The organism is Ciceribacter sp. L1K22 (genome assembly GCF_017599385.1).
In the GTDB taxonomy this organism is placed as follows: Bacteria; Pseudomonadota; Alphaproteobacteria; order Rhizobiales; family Rhizobiaceae; genus Allorhizobium.
In genome coordinates, this window is the sequence record NZ_JAGFPK010000001.1 from 3026217 (window position 1) to 3042293 (window position 16077).

Annotated in this window: 16 protein-coding genes; 5 read left to right on the forward strand and 11 right to left on the reverse strand. The window is 63.5% G+C overall.

What is annotated here, in order from left to right:
* Positions 1–78: 78 nt before the first annotated feature.
* Positions 79–768, reverse strand: coding sequence for a TetR/AcrR family transcriptional regulator (locus tag J5J09_RS15030; RefSeq protein WP_208551745.1), 690 nt, complete (start codon positions 766–768; stop codon positions 79–81).
* 162 nt (positions 769–930) lie between these two features.
* Between J5J09_RS15030 and J5J09_RS15035 the strand changes: the two genes are divergently transcribed.
* Positions 931–1800, forward strand: coding sequence for an NAD(P)H-binding protein (locus J5J09_RS15035; protein WP_208551750.1), 870 nt, complete (start codon positions 931–933; stop codon positions 1798–1800).
* 7 nt (positions 1801–1807) lie between these two features.
* On the opposite strand, the gene J5J09_RS15040 is transcribed toward J5J09_RS15035, so the two are convergent.
* Positions 1808–2239 carry an Lrp/AsnC family transcriptional regulator gene (locus J5J09_RS15040; RefSeq protein ID WP_208551751.1) on the reverse strand — a complete coding sequence of 144 codons (432 nt, stop codon included), beginning with the start codon at positions 2237–2239 and terminating at the stop codon, positions 1808–1810.
* Between the two features lie 127 nt (positions 2240–2366).
* On the opposite strand from J5J09_RS15040, the gene J5J09_RS15045 reads away from it, so the two are divergent.
* Positions 2367–3470 (forward strand): saccharopine dehydrogenase family protein, encoded by a 1104-nt coding sequence (locus J5J09_RS15045; protein WP_208551752.1) that lies wholly within the window; start codon positions 2367–2369, stop codon positions 3468–3470.
* 245 nt (positions 3471–3715) lie between these two features.
* Positions 3716–5095 carry an EAL domain-containing protein gene (locus J5J09_RS15050; protein ID WP_208551754.1) on the forward strand — a complete coding sequence of 460 codons (1380 nt, stop codon included), beginning with the start codon at positions 3716–3718 and terminating at the stop codon, positions 5093–5095.
* A gap of 11 nt (positions 5096–5106) precedes the next feature.
* Here the strand turns inward: J5J09_RS15050 and J5J09_RS15055 are convergent, their stop codons facing one another.
* The 7 genes from J5J09_RS15055 to J5J09_RS15085 form a co-directional block, all read right to left on the reverse strand.
* The gene (locus tag J5J09_RS15055; RefSeq protein ID WP_208551756.1) at positions 5107–6537 is read right to left on the reverse strand and encodes a coniferyl aldehyde dehydrogenase; all 1431 of its coding nucleotides are present in this window, start codon (positions 6535–6537) and stop codon (positions 5107–5109) included.
* A 1124-nt stretch (positions 6538–7661) separates the two neighbouring features.
* Entirely contained in the window at positions 7662–7961 is a 300-nt protein-coding gene (locus tag J5J09_RS15060) for an addiction module antidote protein (protein ID WP_208551758.1), read from the reverse strand.
* Positions 7948–8259, reverse strand: a complete 312-nt coding sequence (locus J5J09_RS15065; RefSeq protein WP_208551761.1) for a type II toxin-antitoxin system RelE/ParE family toxin — start codon at positions 8257–8259, stop codon at positions 7948–7950. The genes J5J09_RS15060 and J5J09_RS15065 overlap by 14 nt, the downstream gene beginning before the upstream one ends.
* A gap of 86 nt (positions 8260–8345) precedes the next feature.
* Positions 8346–8774 (reverse strand): HIRAN domain-containing protein, encoded by a 429-nt coding sequence (locus tag J5J09_RS15070; RefSeq protein WP_208551762.1) that lies wholly within the window; start codon positions 8772–8774, stop codon positions 8346–8348.
* A gap of 157 nt (positions 8775–8931) precedes the next feature.
* Positions 8932–9249, reverse strand: a complete 318-nt coding sequence (locus J5J09_RS15075) for a BrnA antitoxin family protein (RefSeq protein ID WP_208551763.1) — start codon at positions 9247–9249, stop codon at positions 8932–8934.
* The gene (locus J5J09_RS15080) at positions 9225–9509 is read right to left on the reverse strand and encodes a BrnT family toxin (protein ID WP_208551765.1); all 285 of its coding nucleotides are present in this window, start codon (positions 9507–9509) and stop codon (positions 9225–9227) included. Before J5J09_RS15080 ends, J5J09_RS15075 begins: the two co-directional genes overlap by 25 nt.
* 116 nt (positions 9510–9625) lie before the next feature.
* Positions 9626–12187, reverse strand: a complete 2562-nt coding sequence (locus tag J5J09_RS15085; protein WP_208551767.1) for an FAD-dependent oxidoreductase — start codon at positions 12185–12187, stop codon at positions 9626–9628.
* 419 nt (positions 12188–12606) lie between these two features.
* Here J5J09_RS15085 and J5J09_RS15090 point away from each other — a divergent pair, with 419 nt between their 5' ends.
* Positions 12607–13662, forward strand: coding sequence for an AraC family transcriptional regulator (locus J5J09_RS15090; protein WP_208551769.1), 1056 nt, complete (start codon positions 12607–12609; stop codon positions 13660–13662).
* Between the two features lie 21 nt (positions 13663–13683).
* Here J5J09_RS15090 and J5J09_RS15095 read toward each other — a convergent pair whose 3' ends face one another.
* A complete protein-coding gene (locus tag J5J09_RS15095) occupies positions 13684–14118 on the reverse strand; it encodes a pyridoxamine 5'-phosphate oxidase family protein (protein WP_208551771.1) in 435 nt (144 codons plus the stop codon).
* Between the two features lie 141 nt (positions 14119–14259).
* Positions 14260–15084 carry a helix-turn-helix transcriptional regulator gene (locus J5J09_RS15100; RefSeq protein ID WP_208551772.1) on the reverse strand — a complete coding sequence of 275 codons (825 nt, stop codon included), beginning with the start codon at positions 15082–15084 and terminating at the stop codon, positions 14260–14262.
* Positions 15085–15183: 99 nt separating this feature from the next.
* On the opposite strand from J5J09_RS15100, the gene J5J09_RS15105 reads away from it, so the two are divergent.
* Positions 15184–16071, forward strand: a complete 888-nt coding sequence (locus tag J5J09_RS15105; protein WP_208551775.1) for an SDR family oxidoreductase — start codon at positions 15184–15186, stop codon at positions 16069–16071.
* Positions 16072–16077 lie beyond the last annotated feature (6 nt).

The following is a 16077-nucleotide window of genomic DNA, read 5'->3' on the forward strand; positions in this document are numbered from 1 at the left end:
TGCCGAATATCCGGTGGTTCGAACAAGATGGTAAACCGGCTTGTGTTCGAACGTCGAACAGATGGACCACCGAGCTGCTCAATCCGACGCGATGCGCCTCAGCCACTCGTCAAGAAGCCTGCGCTCCGCATCCGACAAGACATCGACCTCCGCCAGTTCCGACCGAAGAGCCGAGGCGGCCACCGGCGCGCGATGATCGGCGAGCACGTGCACATCTGTCGTGATCGCCGCCAGCACGGCCTCGCGGGCAGCGACGGAGAGCGAGCAGTCCCGCTCATGCTCAGGCATCGATAGCAGAACGAATACGGTGCCGCATCCGCCCACCTGGATCATTTCCGCGGCGCGCTCCTCGCTCACCTTCAGCCGCCCAGCCGCGGCAATCGCGCGGATATGCGTCAAGAGACCTGCCCGCGCGGAGAGGACCGCCGGCGAGGCATTTCCGGGCCGCGGTTCGCCATACATCAGCGAAAACAGCGCCGGGTTCGATAGCCCGAAAGCAACATGGAGGTCCCATCCGTGGCGCATGTCCTCAACCGGATCCGATTTGGGCGTTCGCGCGAGCTTGTCCGCCAGGTAGCGGGTGAACCCATGCTCGGCCACGGCGTCGAGCAAGCCGTCCTTGTCGCCGAACAGACGGTAGATGTTGGGTGCCTGCGTACCCGCAGCGGAAGCGACGGAGCGGGTCGTCAGCGCCTCGCGCCCACCCTCGTCAAGCAGTGCCGCCGCCGCCTCAATGATGCGCTGCCGGAGACCGTCATGTACGTCCATGCTCAAAACCTTTTCTGCCACTTGATTCACATCCAGTGCATTCTCCCGAGCAACGATAACAAATTTCTGTTTCCAGTGAATTGACATTATCGATATCAGTGATAACAAAATAGAAATATCATTGATATGGGCGAAATGTGATCGCCGGAAAAGGAGATCTTGATGATCATCGTCGCAGGCGCGACCGGCCAGCTCGGCCGGCAAATTCTGGAACATCTTCTCGAAACGACGCCCGCATCGCATATCGGCGTCAGCGTACGCGATCCAGACAAGGCGACGGAGCTCGCCGAGCGCGGCGTTCGGGTCCGCGTCGCCGACTACGCGGATCCGGCGAGCCTCGCCCGCGCCTTCGAAGGCGTCGATCGGCTCTTGTTCGTGTCCAGCAATACGGCCGGCACGAACATGCCGGACCAGCATGCAAACGTGATCGATGCGGCGAAGGCCGCCGGGGCGTCCCGCATCCTTTATACGAGCCAGATGGCTTCCGCGCGCGACTCACGCTTTCCGCCCATGCTGAACCATGCCGCGACAGAGCAGATCCTGAGCGATAGCAGCGTGCCGTTTACCGCCTTGCGCCATGGCTTTTATGCATCCTCGGCATGGCAGGCAGTCGAGAGCCAGATCGCGTCCGGTACGCTCGCCCTCCCCGAGGATGGCCCGATCGCATGGACCGCCCATGCCGACCTCGCCGCCATCGATGCGCTTGCGCTCACCGAAGCAAGAGCGTTCGACGGAATCACGCCGCCGCTGACCGGCCGCGACATGCTCGATTTTTCCGACATCGCGGCCATCCTGTCCGATCTGTCGGGCCGCGAAATCAAACGCATCACCATATCCGACGAGGCATTTTGCGACCGGTTGAAGCAGCTCGGCGTGCCGGAGAACCGCATCGCCATCGCCATCGGAATGTTCAAGGCCGCACGGCGCGGTGAATTCGCGAGAACCGATCCCGCACTCGAACGCGCGCTTGGAAGACCGCCAATCTCGTTTCGACAGGCCGCGGCGAAATTTCTGGCGCATCAAGCGGCCTGACCCGCCGCTATCTTGATATCCGCGTCGAGAGGATGATCGACGACAGTGTGCGTTCGACGCCGCCGATCTCGCCGATCCGGTCTATCAGGCGGTCGAGGTCCGATATCGACGGCGCCGCGATGATGGCGATGAGGTCGAACGTGCCACTGACCGAATGCAGCGTCGTCACCTCGCGGATCGCACCGAGTTCGGCTGAAACCGCCGCAAGTGATTTCGGCGCGATGGTAATGAGCACATGAGCCCGAACCAGCCCGGACAGATAGGACTCCGAGAGTTTGAGCGCATAGCCGGCGATCACCCCATCCCGTTCGAGCCGCTCCATCCGAGCCTGCACCGTGGTGCGCGAGACACCGAGCCGCCGGGCGATCGTCGCCACCGGCATCCGGGCGTTTTCCGACAACAGCGCCAGAAGCTCGCCATCCTTGTCCGATACCTGCATTCTGCCCAGCTCCTTCGTCGAATTGTTCATTATCATACATCTTTTTGCCCGGAATGACACTTGGAATTGTTCAGTCATCGCCCGCATCCTGTCTCGACCTGACAACGATCAATCGAGGGGAACGACCATGCAGGACATCGTCATCATCGGCGCGGGCAAGATCGGCGGCGCCATCGCGCTCATGCTGGCAGCGAGCGGCGACTACCGGGTCACCGTCGCAGACCGCAGCGCCGAACAGCTGGCAGGCCTCGACAACCATCCGATGATCGCGACCGCGACGGTCGACATCACCGACCGCGCCGCGCTTGAAGCGCTGCTGAAGAACCGCTTCGCCGTCCTCTCCGCCGCCCCCTTCCACCTGACCGGCGCGATCGCGGAAGCGGCCGCCGCGACCGGCACGCATTATCTCGACCTCACCGAGGATGTCGCCACCACGAAGCGCGTCGAGGAACTGGCGAAGGACGCCGATAGCGCCTTCATTCCGCAATGCGGCCTCGCCCCCGGCTTCATCTCGATCGTCGGCCACGACCTGACGAAGCATTTTGACAAGATCGACAGCCTCCGCATGCGGGTCGGCGCCCTGCCGCAATATCCGTCCAATGCGCTGAACTACAATCTGACCTGGTCGACGGACGGCCTCATCAACGAATACATCGAGCCCTGCGAGGCGATCGTCGAAGGCCGGCTGGTCACCGTTCCGGCCATGGAGGAGCGCGAGGAATTCTCCCTCGACGGCGTCACATACGAAGCCTTCAACACCTCGGGCGGCCTCGGCACGCTGGCCCGCACGCTGGACGGCAGGGTCCGGACGATGAACTACCGCACCATCCGCTATCCCGGCCATCAGGCGATCATGAAGGCGCTGCTCAACGACCTCAACCTGAAGAACCGCCGGGACGTGCTGAAGGACCTTTTCGAGAACGCCCTGCCCGCCACGCTGCAGGACGTGGTCGTCATCTTCGTCACCGCCTGCGGCTGGAAGGACAATCGCTACCTGCAGGAGACGTATGCCAACAAGGTCTATGCCGGCCCCGTCGCCGGCCGCAAGATGAGCGCCATCCAGATCACCACCGCCGCCGGCATCTGCACGGTGCTCGATCTTCTGGCTGAAGGCCGCCTGCCGCGGAAGGGCTTCGTCCGGCAGGAAGAGATCGCCCTGCCCGACTTCCTCGAAAACCGCTTCGGCCGCGTCTACGACCCTGACGTTCTGAAGATCGCCAAGGCGAGCTGACCACTCCTGCGGGGAGGAGGACCGCCCACGGTCCGGGAGCGGCGGAAGAACAAGCATAAAGAGCCGCTCCCCTCTTCCCCGCTCTCGCCGTCTGAGGGCAAAGGGCCGGGTGCTTACCATTCATTCATCACGCCCGCCCACCACTTCGTTAAGCCGGCCATGTTAGCAAGACCTGCAATACGGTGACCCGACCGAGGCGGGAAGACGCGCCTTGTCGCCTCAAGCGGCATGGCAATGGACAGGCAATGGGCAAGGACGCAGGCGGATCGCGGCAGGCGCGGAAAGTGGTTGTCGCCTACAGGGCGGCGGCGCTGGTCGTCTTCGTCATGTCGCTCGCCTGGGCGCTGATCTTCTCCGTCAGCGGGCATCACGCCATGGCCCGCGCCGAACTCTTTCCCGCCGCCGTCGCCATCCTCTGCTTCATCCTGATCGAGGCCGGGCGGCTGGAGCTGGTCCTGAAGGTCACCCAGATCGCCTGCTTCGTCTCCATCGTCTATTTCTGCCTGCTGTTCGATACGCCGGACCCAGCCTATCCGCGGGTGACGCATCTCTTCCTGCCGCTGCTGGCCATTCTCGCCTATCTCGATCACATCCGCCGCCCCTCCCGGTTCCAGCTTGCCATCATCGCGGCAAGCGTCATCGCCTTCGTGGTTCTGCATGTCTCGGCCTATGCGCCACCCTTCGCCGAACCGATCCCGCACGAGTTGCGCCGGGTCGGCATCTGGGTCAACGCGACGCTCGCGACCGCGACTTTCTGCTCAGCCGTCTGGCTCTTGCAGCGCCGTCTCACCGCGCCGAAAGGGCTCGCCCGGGACTTGCTTGCCGCGCTTCAGCGGGATGAACTGACGCTCGCCTACCAGCCGCAGGCCGATCGCGACGGCCGGATCGTCGGCGCCGAAGCGCTGCTGCGCTGGACGCATCCGGTGCGCGGCACCGTCTCGCCCGCCACCTTCATCCCCGTCGCTGAGGAGGCCGGCCTCATGCCGCTCGTCGGCGGCTTGGTGCTCGAGGAAGCCTGCCGGACGCTTGCCCGCTGGTCCGCCGACCCTGCCCTTGAGCGGCTGACGCTCTCTATCAATGTCTCCGCCGGCCAGTTCAACGAAAGCGACTTCGTCGCCTCCGTCCGCAGCACCATCCGAGCTCACCGGATCGACCCGGCGCGGCTCAGACTCGAGTTGACCGAAAGCGTGCTGATCGCCGGGCTGGATGCCGTCGCCGCCAAGATGGAGGAGCTGCGCGCGCTCGGGCTCTCCTTCTCGCTCGACGATTTCGGCACCGGCTATTCCTCCCTGTCCTATCTCCGCCGCCTGCCGGTCTGCGAGCTCAAGATCGACCGCAGCTTCGTCGCCGGTGCGGCAGACGACGGCCGCGATGCCGCGCTTCTCCGATCGATCATAGCCATGGCCCGCGACCTCGATTTGTCGATCGTCGCCGAAGGCGTCGAGACCCAGCCGCAGTGGACGGCGTTGAAGCGTTTCGGCTGCGATGTCTTCCAGGGCTGGTTGATCGGCAGGCCCGGACCGGCAGCCGATCTCGAAGCCGCCGTCTGCAAGCAGGGCCTGCCCGAACCGCTGGCCCTGCAGTCGCGCATCCGGATGGCGACCGCCAAGCCCGCCACCCGCTGACCGGCACGGCGTTACGCGAAGCGCGACAGCAGTTTCAGCAACCAATCCGCCAATCGTCCATAGGGCGGATAGAGCAGCGCCACCGCCGACCACCGCGCCTGCCGCAGCACCGGCTTTTCCTTGCTGAGCGCCAAAAACCCCGCCTCGCCATGATAGGCGCCGTAACCGGAGGCGCCGACGCCGCCGAACGGCAGGTCGTCCTGCGACAGGTGCAGGATCGTGTCGTTAACGGTGACACCGCCGGCGATGGTGCCGGTCAGGACCTTCCGCTCCGAAACCCGGTCGGTGCCGAACCAGTAGAGCGCCAGCGGCCGGTCGCGATGGTTGATGTAGGCGATCGCCTCGTCCACCGTCTCGTAGGGCACGACCGGCAGGATTGGCCCGAAGATCTCCTCTTGCATCAGCGCGCAATCCTCAGGCGCCCCGACGACCGCGACCGGCGGGAACAACCGTCGCGCCGGATCGCCGGGGCCGCCGAGCGCCACCACCTCGGCGCCCTTCTCCCGCGCTTCCTCGACGAGCCGCCTCAGCCGCTCGAAATGCCGTTCGCTGATGATCGAGGTGTAGTCGCCATTGCCCGATATCGCCGGATATTGCGCCGCCACCGCGGCCTTGGCGGCGACGAGGAAGACCTCGATCCGGTCGCGCGGCACCAGCACATAATCGGGCGCCACGCAGGTCTGGCCGGCATTCAGCAGCTTGCCCCAGATCAGCCGGGGCACGGCGCTTTCGAAATCGGCGGAGCGGTCGAGGATCGCCGGCGACTTGCCGCCGAGCTCCAGCGTCACGGGCGTCAGGTTCTTCGCCGCCGCTTCCGCCACCTTGCGGCCGACGGCCGTGGAGCCGGTGAAGATTAGATGGTCGAAGGGAGCCGCCGTGAAAGCCGCCGCCACCTCCGGTCCGCCGGTGATCACCGCCACCTCGTCCTCGGCGAAGTGCTCGCCGACAGCCGCCTTCAGCGCCTCGGAAAAGCCGGGCGTCAGTTCCGACGGCTTGAGCATCGCCCGGTTGCCGGCGGCAAGCGCTCCCACGAGCGGCGACAGCACCAGGTTGAGCGGATAGTTCCACGGCGCGACGATGCCGACGACGCCGAGCGGCTGGCGGATGAGCAAGGCAGAGGCCGGCCAGCCTGTCCAGGAGAGACCGACGCGCCTCGGCCGCATCCAGCGCTTCACATGCCGCCGCGCATGCCTGATGGCGGCGAGCGTCGGAACGATGTCGGTGAGCGTGGTGGAGACCGGCGACCGGTTGCCGAAATCGGCGGAGATCGCCGCCGCGAACCGGTCGCCCCACGCGGTAATCATCCGCTCCAGCCGGTCGAGCTGGTCAAGGCGCACAGCGGCGTCGGGCGTCACATCTGCGGACCACGCCGTCTTCTGCCGGGCGAGAATGTCGGCGATCCCCTGGCCTGCGTCACCCTGCCCCGGCATCGATCCGTCCATATTCTCTCTCCTTTCCCGTTTGTCTCACAATGTGCGCGATGCGGCGGATTGTTCAAGATCGAACGGATGAGTTTGTTTTGGGTGACACCGCTCCGACACCTCCCGTGGAGCCCGCCCCTCATCCCTGCCGCCACCCGGCCCGCCTTCGCCAGAGCTCAAGGCGTTCGTTGCTGCCTCTCTCCAGCCTCATGCCGCGGTGCGCCGTGAGGCGCCTCGAAGCATCTGGGCTGGCCGCGCCGGTGTCATGCCCCACATGATCCTTCGAGGCCCTCGCGTTGCCGAGGACGCCTCAGGATGAGGGCGTGCCGGGTGGCGCTCCGCCAGCTTCGTCATCGCCAAGTGCCCCTCATCCGGCTGCCGCCACCTTCTCCCCGCTCGCGGGGAGAAGGGACTCGTGGCACCGCCGGCGCTCCATCCTCCTTCTCCCCGCCTGCGGGGAGAAGGTGCCGGCAGGCGGATGAGGGGCATGCGCTGTCGTCTCCAAGTGTCGCTGCACCGGTGGCAGGCTCTTGCGTCCTTCCCCTGCCACCAGCGCCGGCCCCGCCTCGCCACAACGCCTTGTGGTGTATCCGCGACGGAACGGGAACAAGGATACGGGCGTGGAAAAGAAGGGGGACGCGGAGGGTGTGAGATTTTTTTTGAGGGATGGTGTGTTTTTCTTTTAAGGGTATGATTTTGTTGGGGGATAATTTTCTGTCGTGCCTTGCCACGACCCCCTCACCTGAAAAATCTGGCACTTAGCTGACGCTAAGACGCCGATTTTTCTTCCTCTCCCACCAAGGGAGAGGTAGGGCCGCACCGGCGCGGCCGACTCCTCCTCTACCCTTGTGGGAGAGGAAGCAATTTCAGCTCTTAGCTGAAAGCTAAGTGCTAGAAATTGCCGGTGAGGGGGTCCGCTATGGGGCACGCCGCCTGCCCATCTCCCCCCTTGCGGGGGAGAAAGCGAAATCGAGGAATTGGCCCGATCAGGGCCAAACCTCAGATTTCGAAAGAGAGGGGCTCGGTGAGGGTGGTGCCTACAGAACTGCGCCCCTCTCCAGGAAAATCTGAAGTTTAGGCGGCTTGCGCTCGCCTAAGCCTTCGATTTTCCGTCCTCCCCCGCATGGGGGGAGGTGGGCATCGCTCTACTCCTTGTCGATCGGCAAGGCCGAAAGCTTCAGCCCCATGGCCTTCATCAGCTTGAGCACGGTCGCGAATTCCGGATTGCCGTTGTCGCCGAGCGCCTTGTAGAGGCTCTCGCGTCCCAGCCCCGCCTCCTCGGCGATGGCGGTCATGCCAAGCGAGCGGGCGACCGTGTTGAGCGCCCGGCGGATTTCGACGGCGTCGCCCTCCTCCAGCGCCGCTGCCATGTAATCGGCGCGTGCTTCCGCCGTGCCGAGATAGTCGGCGCCGTCGAATCGGGGCATGTCCTTAATGGAGGTCATTGGGCCAATCCTTCAATTCACTTGCCAGTCTTTTCGCGGTTTCGATGTCTCGTGCCTGGGTAGACTTATCGCCGCCGCACAGCAGGATCACGACCAATGAACCCCGTTGGACGTAATAGACCCGGTAGCCAGGCCCATGATCGATCCGAAGTTCCTGTACCCCACCGCCAACACTCTTGTGATCGCCGAAGTTGCCGTCCGCGATCCGTTCGAGCCGCAGCAGGATCTTTGACACCGCGCGCCTGTCCCGAAGGGCGTGCATCCAGCGATCGAATAATGGATGCCTGCGTATATCCATTACGTATCCTATGGAGTACAAAAATGCAATCTCGAGACTTCCGATAAGCACGGCAGGAGCGGACGCTTACCTATTGTCGCTGCCCTTCAACGCCGCCGCACCTCAATTGCGCCTCTGTTGGGGACACCCAGTCGAACACCGAAAAATCCACTGTCGTGCTGATTGGTTCTCCATCCCCCGTTGATCAGAGCATTGCAGAATAGAGGATTTAATCCATTCGAACGCATAAATGAGGCCACCCTTTCGGCCTGAGCGCGCGGCAAGTACCCTGCGGTCATGCCGGAGATGGTGATCCGGACAGCATTGGCATCGTGAGGATTTTGAGGCTCCAGTTCCAGGCACGCCTCAACCACTTTGTCTTGTCCTTGGCGGCTGAAACCTCCGCAGATCCGATGCAACGCGTCCTGATAGTTACTCTCTCCCACGACCTCCATCGGAAAGGAACCATACTTCCAGATGATGAAGTTCTTTAGCCTCTTATTCGGTGAACGAAACGGAAAAGACAGCAGCCCCATCGCAAGTTACTCCCACAAGGAGAGTAAACACAACCAGAATTAGAAAGTCTAGATTGCTGCGGAAACATCAAATGGTCACACATAACCGGAGTACGACCAAAAACCGCCCGTCTCCTAGCCGGCGGGTACACTCCCCACCACCCCAGCTACCTCCCCCTCAAATCCCGACCGCCTTCCGCAGCGCCGCGTTCACGCGTCCCTGCCAGCCCTTGCCGGTCTCACGAAACTTCTCGATCACGTCTTCGTCGAGCCTCAGCGTGATCTGCTTTTTGGGATTGGCGACGGCGGGCCGGCCGCGCGCGCGGCGGTGGTCGTCCATCGCCTCGAAGAATGCGGGCGGCAGGACCTCTTTGGCCGGACGCATTCGCGCCAGTTCCTCGTCGCTCAGTTCGGGAGCATCGACCGCGTCCCAGTCCGCGCGGTCATAGCCACGTCCGTCCTCGAAGGTCTTCAGGGTCTTGTTTTTGGTGGCCATGGGAGCCTCCTTCTTTCTCTGTCGTTTGCCGGGCGAAAGCTGATGATCGATATGGCTTCCGATCCGAGAAGGGCGAAGACCACGGCAGCCGTTCCGTCGCGGAAATATCCGATCGCCTTCAGCCGTCGCCGGCCATCCGCATCTGGCCTGCCGTCTTCGATAATGGCATTCTCCCAATCGAGTTCGCTGACGTCGGCGAAGTCGAAGCCATGTTTTTCCAGGTTGGCACGCCGCTTGGGCTCATCCCAGACGATCTTCATGATTAAATGTAGCTACATTTAATAACGGTATCAAGACGTCCCGACATGGCGCATCAAAAAAACCGCCGGCCTCACGACCGACGGGTCCATAACCCTCCGAGCGAACCGCCCCCGCCTCAGCTCCGCGGCTTCAAATTCTCCGGATCGTACAGCGGCTTATACCCCACAGCCGCGACCTCGACCGGATACGTCTCGGCGAAATACTCCACGTTCAGCTTCCGCCCTACCTCACAATACTCCGCCGGCAGATAGGCGAGCGCGATATTCTTCCCTATGGTCGGGCCGTAAGCCACCGAGGTGGTGTAGGAGCGGCGGCCGAGCGAGTCGATCAGGACTTCGCCCGAGGCGGGGTCGACGACCGGCATGGAGCCGACGGGGTAGCGGGCGACGCCGTTCGAGTCGACATTGTCGGTCATGACCAGCGTGCAGAGCATGGCGGGCTGCTGGGCGCGCGCCTTGTACTCGAGATGCTTGGCCTTGCCGCGGAAATCAGCCTCCTTGACCTTCGGGCGCGCGAGATCCGCCTCGATCAGGTTGTACTGGGTGAGCAGATCGGCGTTCTGCAGGCGCAGGCTCTTTTCCATGCGGCGGGAATTGGCATAGGTCTCGACGCCGAAGGCCATGACACCCGTCGCACGAAGGGCATCCCAGACTGCGAGGCCGTCCTCGTATTTCATGTGCAGTTCCCAGCCCTGCTCGCCGACATAGGAGATGCGGAAGGCGGTCACGGATTTGCCGGCAATCTCGATCGGCTTGATCGCGGCGAAGGGGAAGTTTTCCGGGTCGAGGCCGGCCGGATCGGCGACGGCCTTCTTCAGTGTGGCGCGAGCGTTCGGGCCCCAGATGCCGATGGTGATGTATTTTTCCGAGGTGTCGGTGATGGTGACGTCAAGCCCGCGATCCTGGGCGACGCGCTTCATGTAGTGGAAGTCGCGCGGGCCGGCGTCCGCCCCGTTGACGAGGCGGCAGCGGTCGGCCATGCGGAAGACGGTGAAGTCGGCGCGCACCATGCCCTCGTCGTCGAGGAAGTGGGTGTAGATGCCCTTGCCGATATTGGCGTCGCCGCCGATCTTGGCGGCGCAGAGCCATTCGAGCAGTTCGACATGGTCAGGACCCTCGATGTCGACCATGTGGAAGTGGGAAAGATTGACGATGCCGCAATCCTCGCTCATCGCAAGATGTTCGGCATTCGAAACGCGCCAGAAGTGCCTGTTATCCCATTCGTTTTCGCGAACGGGCACGCGATCGCCATATTTCTCCAGGAGATGCTCGTTGGCCTTGTAGCCGTGGGCGCGCTCCCAGCCGCCGAGCTCCATGAAATAGCCGCCGAGCTCGACCTCGCGCTCGTACATCGGCGAGCGCTTGATATTGCGGCCGGTGGCATAGGGCTCGCGGGTGTGCACGGCCGGGAAGTAGATCTTCTGGGCGGCCTCGTAGGTGCGGCCCTCGATGAACTTTTCTTCCAGCTGGTGCGGGTAGAAGCGGGCGTAATCGATCGAGTTGTGGTCGATCTCGGTGCGGCCGTCGGTCATCCAGTCGGCGATCAGCTTGCCGTAGCCGGGGCCGTCCTTGACCCAGATGGCGACGCAGTACCAGAGGCCGCGCACCTTCTGGCTTTCGCCACAGGACGGGCCGCCGGCGGCCGACACCTGCAGCAGGCCGTTGAAGCTATGGCTCTCGTTATAGCCAAGCTCGCCGAGGATCGGGGTGAGTTCCATGGCGCGTTCCAGCGGCTCGAGGATCTGCTCCATCTCGAGGTCGCGCTGCGAGGGCGACAGGCGCGACTCGTGCTTTTCGAGGATCTCGCGCGGGTGGCAGAGGCGCGGATTGGTGGTCTCGTAATAACCCCACTCGATCTGGCCGCCCTCGGTGGTCTTCGGATCGCCGGTATCGCGCATATAGGCGGAATTGCCCTGGTCGCGCAAAAGCGGGAAGCCGATCTCCTTGCCGGTGCCTTCGAATTCGTTGTACGGGCCGAAGAAGGTGAGCGGATGGTCGACCGGCATGACCGGCAGGTCCTCGCCGACCATTTCGGCGATCAGGCGGCCCCAGATGCCGGCGCAGACGATGACGTGATCAGCCATGATCGTGCCGCGATGGGTGACGACGCCCTTGATGCGGCCGCCCTCGACGATCAGCGACTTGGCCGGGGTGTTTCCGAACATCTTGAGCTTGCCGGTCTTCTCGGCGGCATCGACGAGCTTGCCGGCAACCGTCTGGGAGCGCGGGATAACAAGGCCGGCGTCGGGATCGAACAGGCCGCCCATGACCTGGTCTTCCTCGATCAGCGGGAATTTTTCCTTGATCTCGGCCGGCGAGACATAATGGGCGCGGGTGCCGAAGGCGCGGGCAGAAGACAGCTTGCGTTTGATCTCTTCCATCCAGGTGTCGTCGCCGGTGCGGGCGACTTCCAGACCGCCGATGCGGGCGTAGTGGCCCATCTTCTCGTAGAAATCGATGGAGTATTGCGTGGTCCAGACCGAGAGATAGTCGTGGGACGTGGTGTAGCAGAAGTCCGACGCGTGCGCGGTGGAGCCGATGTCGGTCGGTATGCCCGACTTGTCGATGCCGACGATGTCGTCCCAGCCGCGCTCGATCAGGTGATGCGCGATGGAGGCGCCGACAATGCCTCCGAGACCGATGATGACGACTTTTGCCTTGGTCGGAAACTCTGCCATGACCCTCAAAACCCTGCCTGCGAACCGTGTTGGAAAATCTGCCCGGATATTAGGGGCGAAGATGACACATTTGCAGCCTGTCTGCGACATTCTTCAGGGGACCGGCGACCAAGCCGCAGGCCGCGCGCATCGGGTGCGTTCCCCGGTGAGGGCACCTATGTGCGCACGTCGGCGGGCCGGCCGCTCCGGTCGCCGTTTGCGCCATCGCAGCCCGACCGAGCGTGCACTGCAGCATATCCAACTGTAAAAAACACATGACATCTGTGGATCGGTGCAGCAATTCCCTTTCAAAATCTTCAATCTGATGTTCAAATACTTGTCGACGTACAAGCATCGCCAATGTCTAACAAAGCAGGACTCAAGAGAACGGACGACAATACTATTTAAGAATTTCCACATATATTAGGGGGCTAATAGACATGAATACCGAAGCAACGGGGTCGGCCACCGATCCGGATCCTACCCTTAATCCCGCCTTCATGTTTCACACCGCCTATCTGGCGCCGGATGAACAGCTGGACGCGTTTCGCACGGTCGCCTCGGTCATGGGGGAAGCGACGAGCCCGAAACGCGACGCGCACAAAACCGGCTTTTACGCGGAAATGACCGTCTATGCGCTGGGCGACCTGCCGATCGGCACGGTGACCACCGAGGACTCGATCCTCACGCGCCATCGACGCACCGGCAGCGTCTTTGGCGACGACTACTGGATGCTGACAGGCCTTTTGAATGGCAGCGCGAGGACGGTCCTCGACGACCGGGAAATCATCGTTCCCAAAGGCGGGCTTGAGCTTCGCAACATGAGGGACGCGCATACCGCGATCGGCAACAGCACGCAGATGATCGTGCCGCTGTCGCGGCAGGATTTCGACGACATCGCGCCGCTGCTCGACCGGCTTTCGCGCGATGATCTTGCCGGCCGCTATCACGCTTTGCTGCCGGGCTATCTTCTGTCTCTCGTCAAGGCCGCGCCGACCATCCGCCACTCGGAGGCCTCTGTCATCCGCCAGGCGACAATCGACATGATCCGCGCCTGCATCACCTTGACGCCTGATGCCATCGCCGCCGCCGAACGCCCGATCCTCTCCGCGCAGCAGGAACTCGCCAAAAGCTTCATCCGCCGCAATCTCGCCAATCCGGAGCTCGGCATGGAAACCATCCAGGCGGCGCTCGGCGTATCGCGCCGGCAGATGCACAAGCTGTTTTCAGCCCATGGCGGGGTGATGAACTATGTCCGCGCCCAGCGGCTGAACGCCTGCCGGGTCGAGCTTCTCGATCTCGAACGGCACACACGATTGCGGGACATCGCCGAAAAATACGGCTTCAGCGAGGGCACGCATTTCAACCGGCAGTTCAAGGCCATGTTCGGCTATGCCCCGAGCGAGGTGCGCGAGGCCGGGCGGGACATGGAAGGCTCGCCCGCGACGCCGATTCTCGAAGCGCCTCGCCGGCGCTTCCTCGGACTGGATAGCTGAGGCGCAGCGACGGGCCGGGCCTCACTGGACCCGGATCGTGCCGTTGTCTTCGCCGTCCCAGTAGTGGACGGCATCGGCGTGGACCTTGATCAGGATGATGCCGGGCGTGTCCACGCCTTGCGGAAACCAGCGGTCGAGATCCTTCACCCAGTGGGCCTCGAACACCGCCCGGTCGGCGATCAGGCTGGCCCTGCCCTCCACCGCGACGAAGATGCCGGGCTTGCCGAGCAAACTCGGCGGCGCGGTGAAGGTGAGCGACACGGTCGGGTCGGCGGTGATCTGCCGGATCTTGTTCGTGTCCTCGTAGGAAAAGAAGAAGCTGTCGCCGTCATAGGCGACATCGCCATTGTTGCTCATCGGCCGGCTGGCGATCGCGCCCTCGCCCGACTTCGTCAGCATCATGCAGAAATCGATCTTCTCCATCTTCTTCGCAAGGTCGGGCAGCGTCAGCGTCATCGGGTATCCTCCGGCTGGGGTTGGCCGGGGATAAGGCTGGCGGACGGGATTTGTTCCGCCGGCCGGGCACTGCGGAAGAAATGACATATCGAGCCGGAAGGCCGGCGCGCCGCAAGGGCCGCACGGTTCCCGGGGCGAAATTCATAGGCCGTTCACGACCAGACGACGAATGTGGTCCGCCACTGTAGGGTCGACGGGCGTATAGACCATCAGGTTGAGGTCGACGCGGCCATCGACGGCGAAGGTGGAAAATTCGAGATCGATGGTCCCGAAGATCGGATGCACCAGACGCTTCGCCCCTTCGCCAGGAACGCTGATCTCGTTATCATTCCAGATCCGGTGGAAATCCTCGCTCTTCTCGCAGAGTTCCTCCACCAGGGCTCCGATCTGCGACACGGCACCGGCGCGCGCGGCATCGGCCCGGAAGGCGGCGATGCAGAAGCGGGCGATCGTCTCCCAGTCATGCTGCTTGGCGCGCACCTCCGGATTGCAGAAGACGAAGCGCAGCATGTTGCGCTCGCCGGGCGGCAGCTTGCCATAGTCGGACAGAACAAGAGTGGCGGCCCGGTTCCAGGCGACCACCTCCCAGGTGGCTGTCTTGACCACGGCGGGGCAGGTCTCCAGCCGGTCGATAAAGCGCTGGAGGCGCGGACTGACGCCCTCGACCGAAGCATAGCGCGCCTCGGGAGGACGGCCGAGACCCAGCATGAACATGTGCTCGCGCTCGGCTTCGGTGAGCAGCATGGCGCGGGCGATGCGGTTCAGCACATCGGCAGACGGCGCGCCGCCGCGCCCCTGTTCCAGCCAAGTATACCAGGTGGGGCTGATATTGGCGCGCTGGGCTACCTCCTCGCGCCTGAGACCCGGCGTACGCCGGCGGCCGGCAAGCCCGAAGGTGGCGGGATCGAGCCGCGTCCGGCGATCGCGGAGAAACGTGGCAAGCGTGGCGGCGGACATGACGGTCATCGCGATCCTGGAAGAAATTATACTAGGATAAAGTCACTACTTTAACAGTATACCAGATCTGTCATTGCTTGTCCCGTCACAACTCCAAAGGAAAAGCACATGCGTATTTTCGTTACCGGCGCGACAGGCTTCATCGGCTCGGCCCTCATCCCGGAACTCAAGGCCGCCGGCCATCAGGTTGTCGGCCTCACCCGATCCGAAGAGGGCGCAGCCAAATTGAGGGCGCAAGAGGTCGAGGTGCATCGGGGCACGCTCGAAGAACCGGAAACGCTGACGCGGGGCGCGGAACAGGCCGATGCCGTCATCCACCTCGCCTTTGACCACGACTTCTCGGATTTTCCCGCCAACTGCCGGAAGGACGCGGCAGCGATCGCGGCTCTCGGCGGGCCGCTGATCGGATCGGACCGACCGCTGCTGATCACCTCGGCCGTCGGCATGGGAACCCGCGCGCCCGGCGAGGTTGCCCGTGAAGACGTCTTGAACCTTGAGCAAAGAAATCCGCGCACGGCGACGGAGAGGGCCGGACAGGATCTGCTGGAGCGCGGCGTCAATGTCACGGCCATCCGCCTGTCGCAGATTCACGACACCCGGCGCCAGGGCCTTGTCAGTTTTCTCCTCGACATCGCCCGCGGGCGCGGACAAGCGGCCTATGTCGGCGAGGGAGACGCCCGCTGGTCGGCCTGCCATGTCGCTGACGCCGCCCGCCTCTACCGACTTGCGGCCGAGAAGGCGACATCCGGCGCGCGCTACAATGCCGTACACGAAGAAGGCATCCGCATGCGGGAGATCGCCGAAGCGATCGGGAAGAGCCTCGACCTGCCCGTCAGATCGATCGCGCCCGACGAAGCCGCCGACGAATTCGGCGCGATGGCGCACTTCGCGGTTCTCGACATGGTGGCATCATCCGCGTGGACGCAGGCTCAGTTGGGCTGGACACCCTCCGGACCCTCCTTGCTAGACGACCTCGCGGCCATGCGTCACGCCTGAAATCTC

Bases quoted from the DNA above. Each gene is read 5' to 3' on its own strand.
- J5J09_RS15030 (WP_208551745.1), bottom strand. From the start codon at position 768: ATGGACGTACATGACGGTCTCCGGCAGCGCATCATTGAGGCGGCGGCG.
- J5J09_RS15035 (WP_208551750.1), top strand. From the start codon at position 931: ATGATCATCGTCGCAGGCGCGACCGGCCAGCTCGGCCGGCAAATTCTG.
- J5J09_RS15040 (WP_208551751.1), bottom strand. From the start codon at position 2,239: ATGCAGGTATCGGACAAGGATGGCGAGCTTCTGGCGCTGTTGTCGGAA.
- J5J09_RS15045 (WP_208551752.1), top strand. From the start codon at position 2,367: ATGCAGGACATCGTCATCATCGGCGCGGGCAAGATCGGCGGCGCCATC.
- J5J09_RS15050 (WP_208551754.1), top strand. From the start codon at position 3,716: ATGGGCAAGGACGCAGGCGGATCGCGGCAGGCGCGGAAAGTGGTTGTC.
- J5J09_RS15055 (WP_208551756.1), bottom strand. From the start codon at position 6,537: ATGGACGGATCGATGCCGGGGCAGGGTGACGCAGGCCAGGGGATCGCC.
- J5J09_RS15060 (WP_208551758.1), bottom strand. From the start codon at position 7,961: ATGACCTCCATTAAGGACATGCCCCGATTCGACGGCGCCGACTATCTC.
- J5J09_RS15065 (WP_208551761.1), bottom strand. From the start codon at position 8,259: ATGGATATACGCAGGCATCCATTATTCGATCGCTGGATGCACGCCCTT.
- J5J09_RS15070 (WP_208551762.1), bottom strand. From the start codon at position 8,774: ATGGGGCTGCTGTCTTTTCCGTTTCGTTCACCGAATAAGAGGCTAAAG.
- J5J09_RS15075 (WP_208551763.1), bottom strand. From the start codon at position 9,249: ATGGCCACCAAAAACAAGACCCTGAAGACCTTCGAGGACGGACGTGGC.
- J5J09_RS15080 (WP_208551765.1), bottom strand. From the start codon at position 9,509: ATGAAGATCGTCTGGGATGAGCCCAAGCGGCGTGCCAACCTGGAAAAA.
- J5J09_RS15085 (WP_208551767.1), bottom strand. From the start codon at position 12,187: ATGGCAGAGTTTCCGACCAAGGCAAAAGTCGTCATCATCGGTCTCGGA.
- J5J09_RS15090 (WP_208551769.1), top strand. From the start codon at position 12,607: ATGAATACCGAAGCAACGGGGTCGGCCACCGATCCGGATCCTACCCTT.
- J5J09_RS15095 (WP_208551771.1), bottom strand. From the start codon at position 14,118: ATGACGCTGACGCTGCCCGACCTTGCGAAGAAGATGGAGAAGATCGAT.
- J5J09_RS15100 (WP_208551772.1), bottom strand. From the start codon at position 15,084: ATGACCGTCATGTCCGCCGCCACGCTTGCCACGTTTCTCCGCGATCGC.
- J5J09_RS15105 (WP_208551775.1), top strand. From the start codon at position 15,184: ATGCGTATTTTCGTTACCGGCGCGACAGGCTTCATCGGCTCGGCCCTC.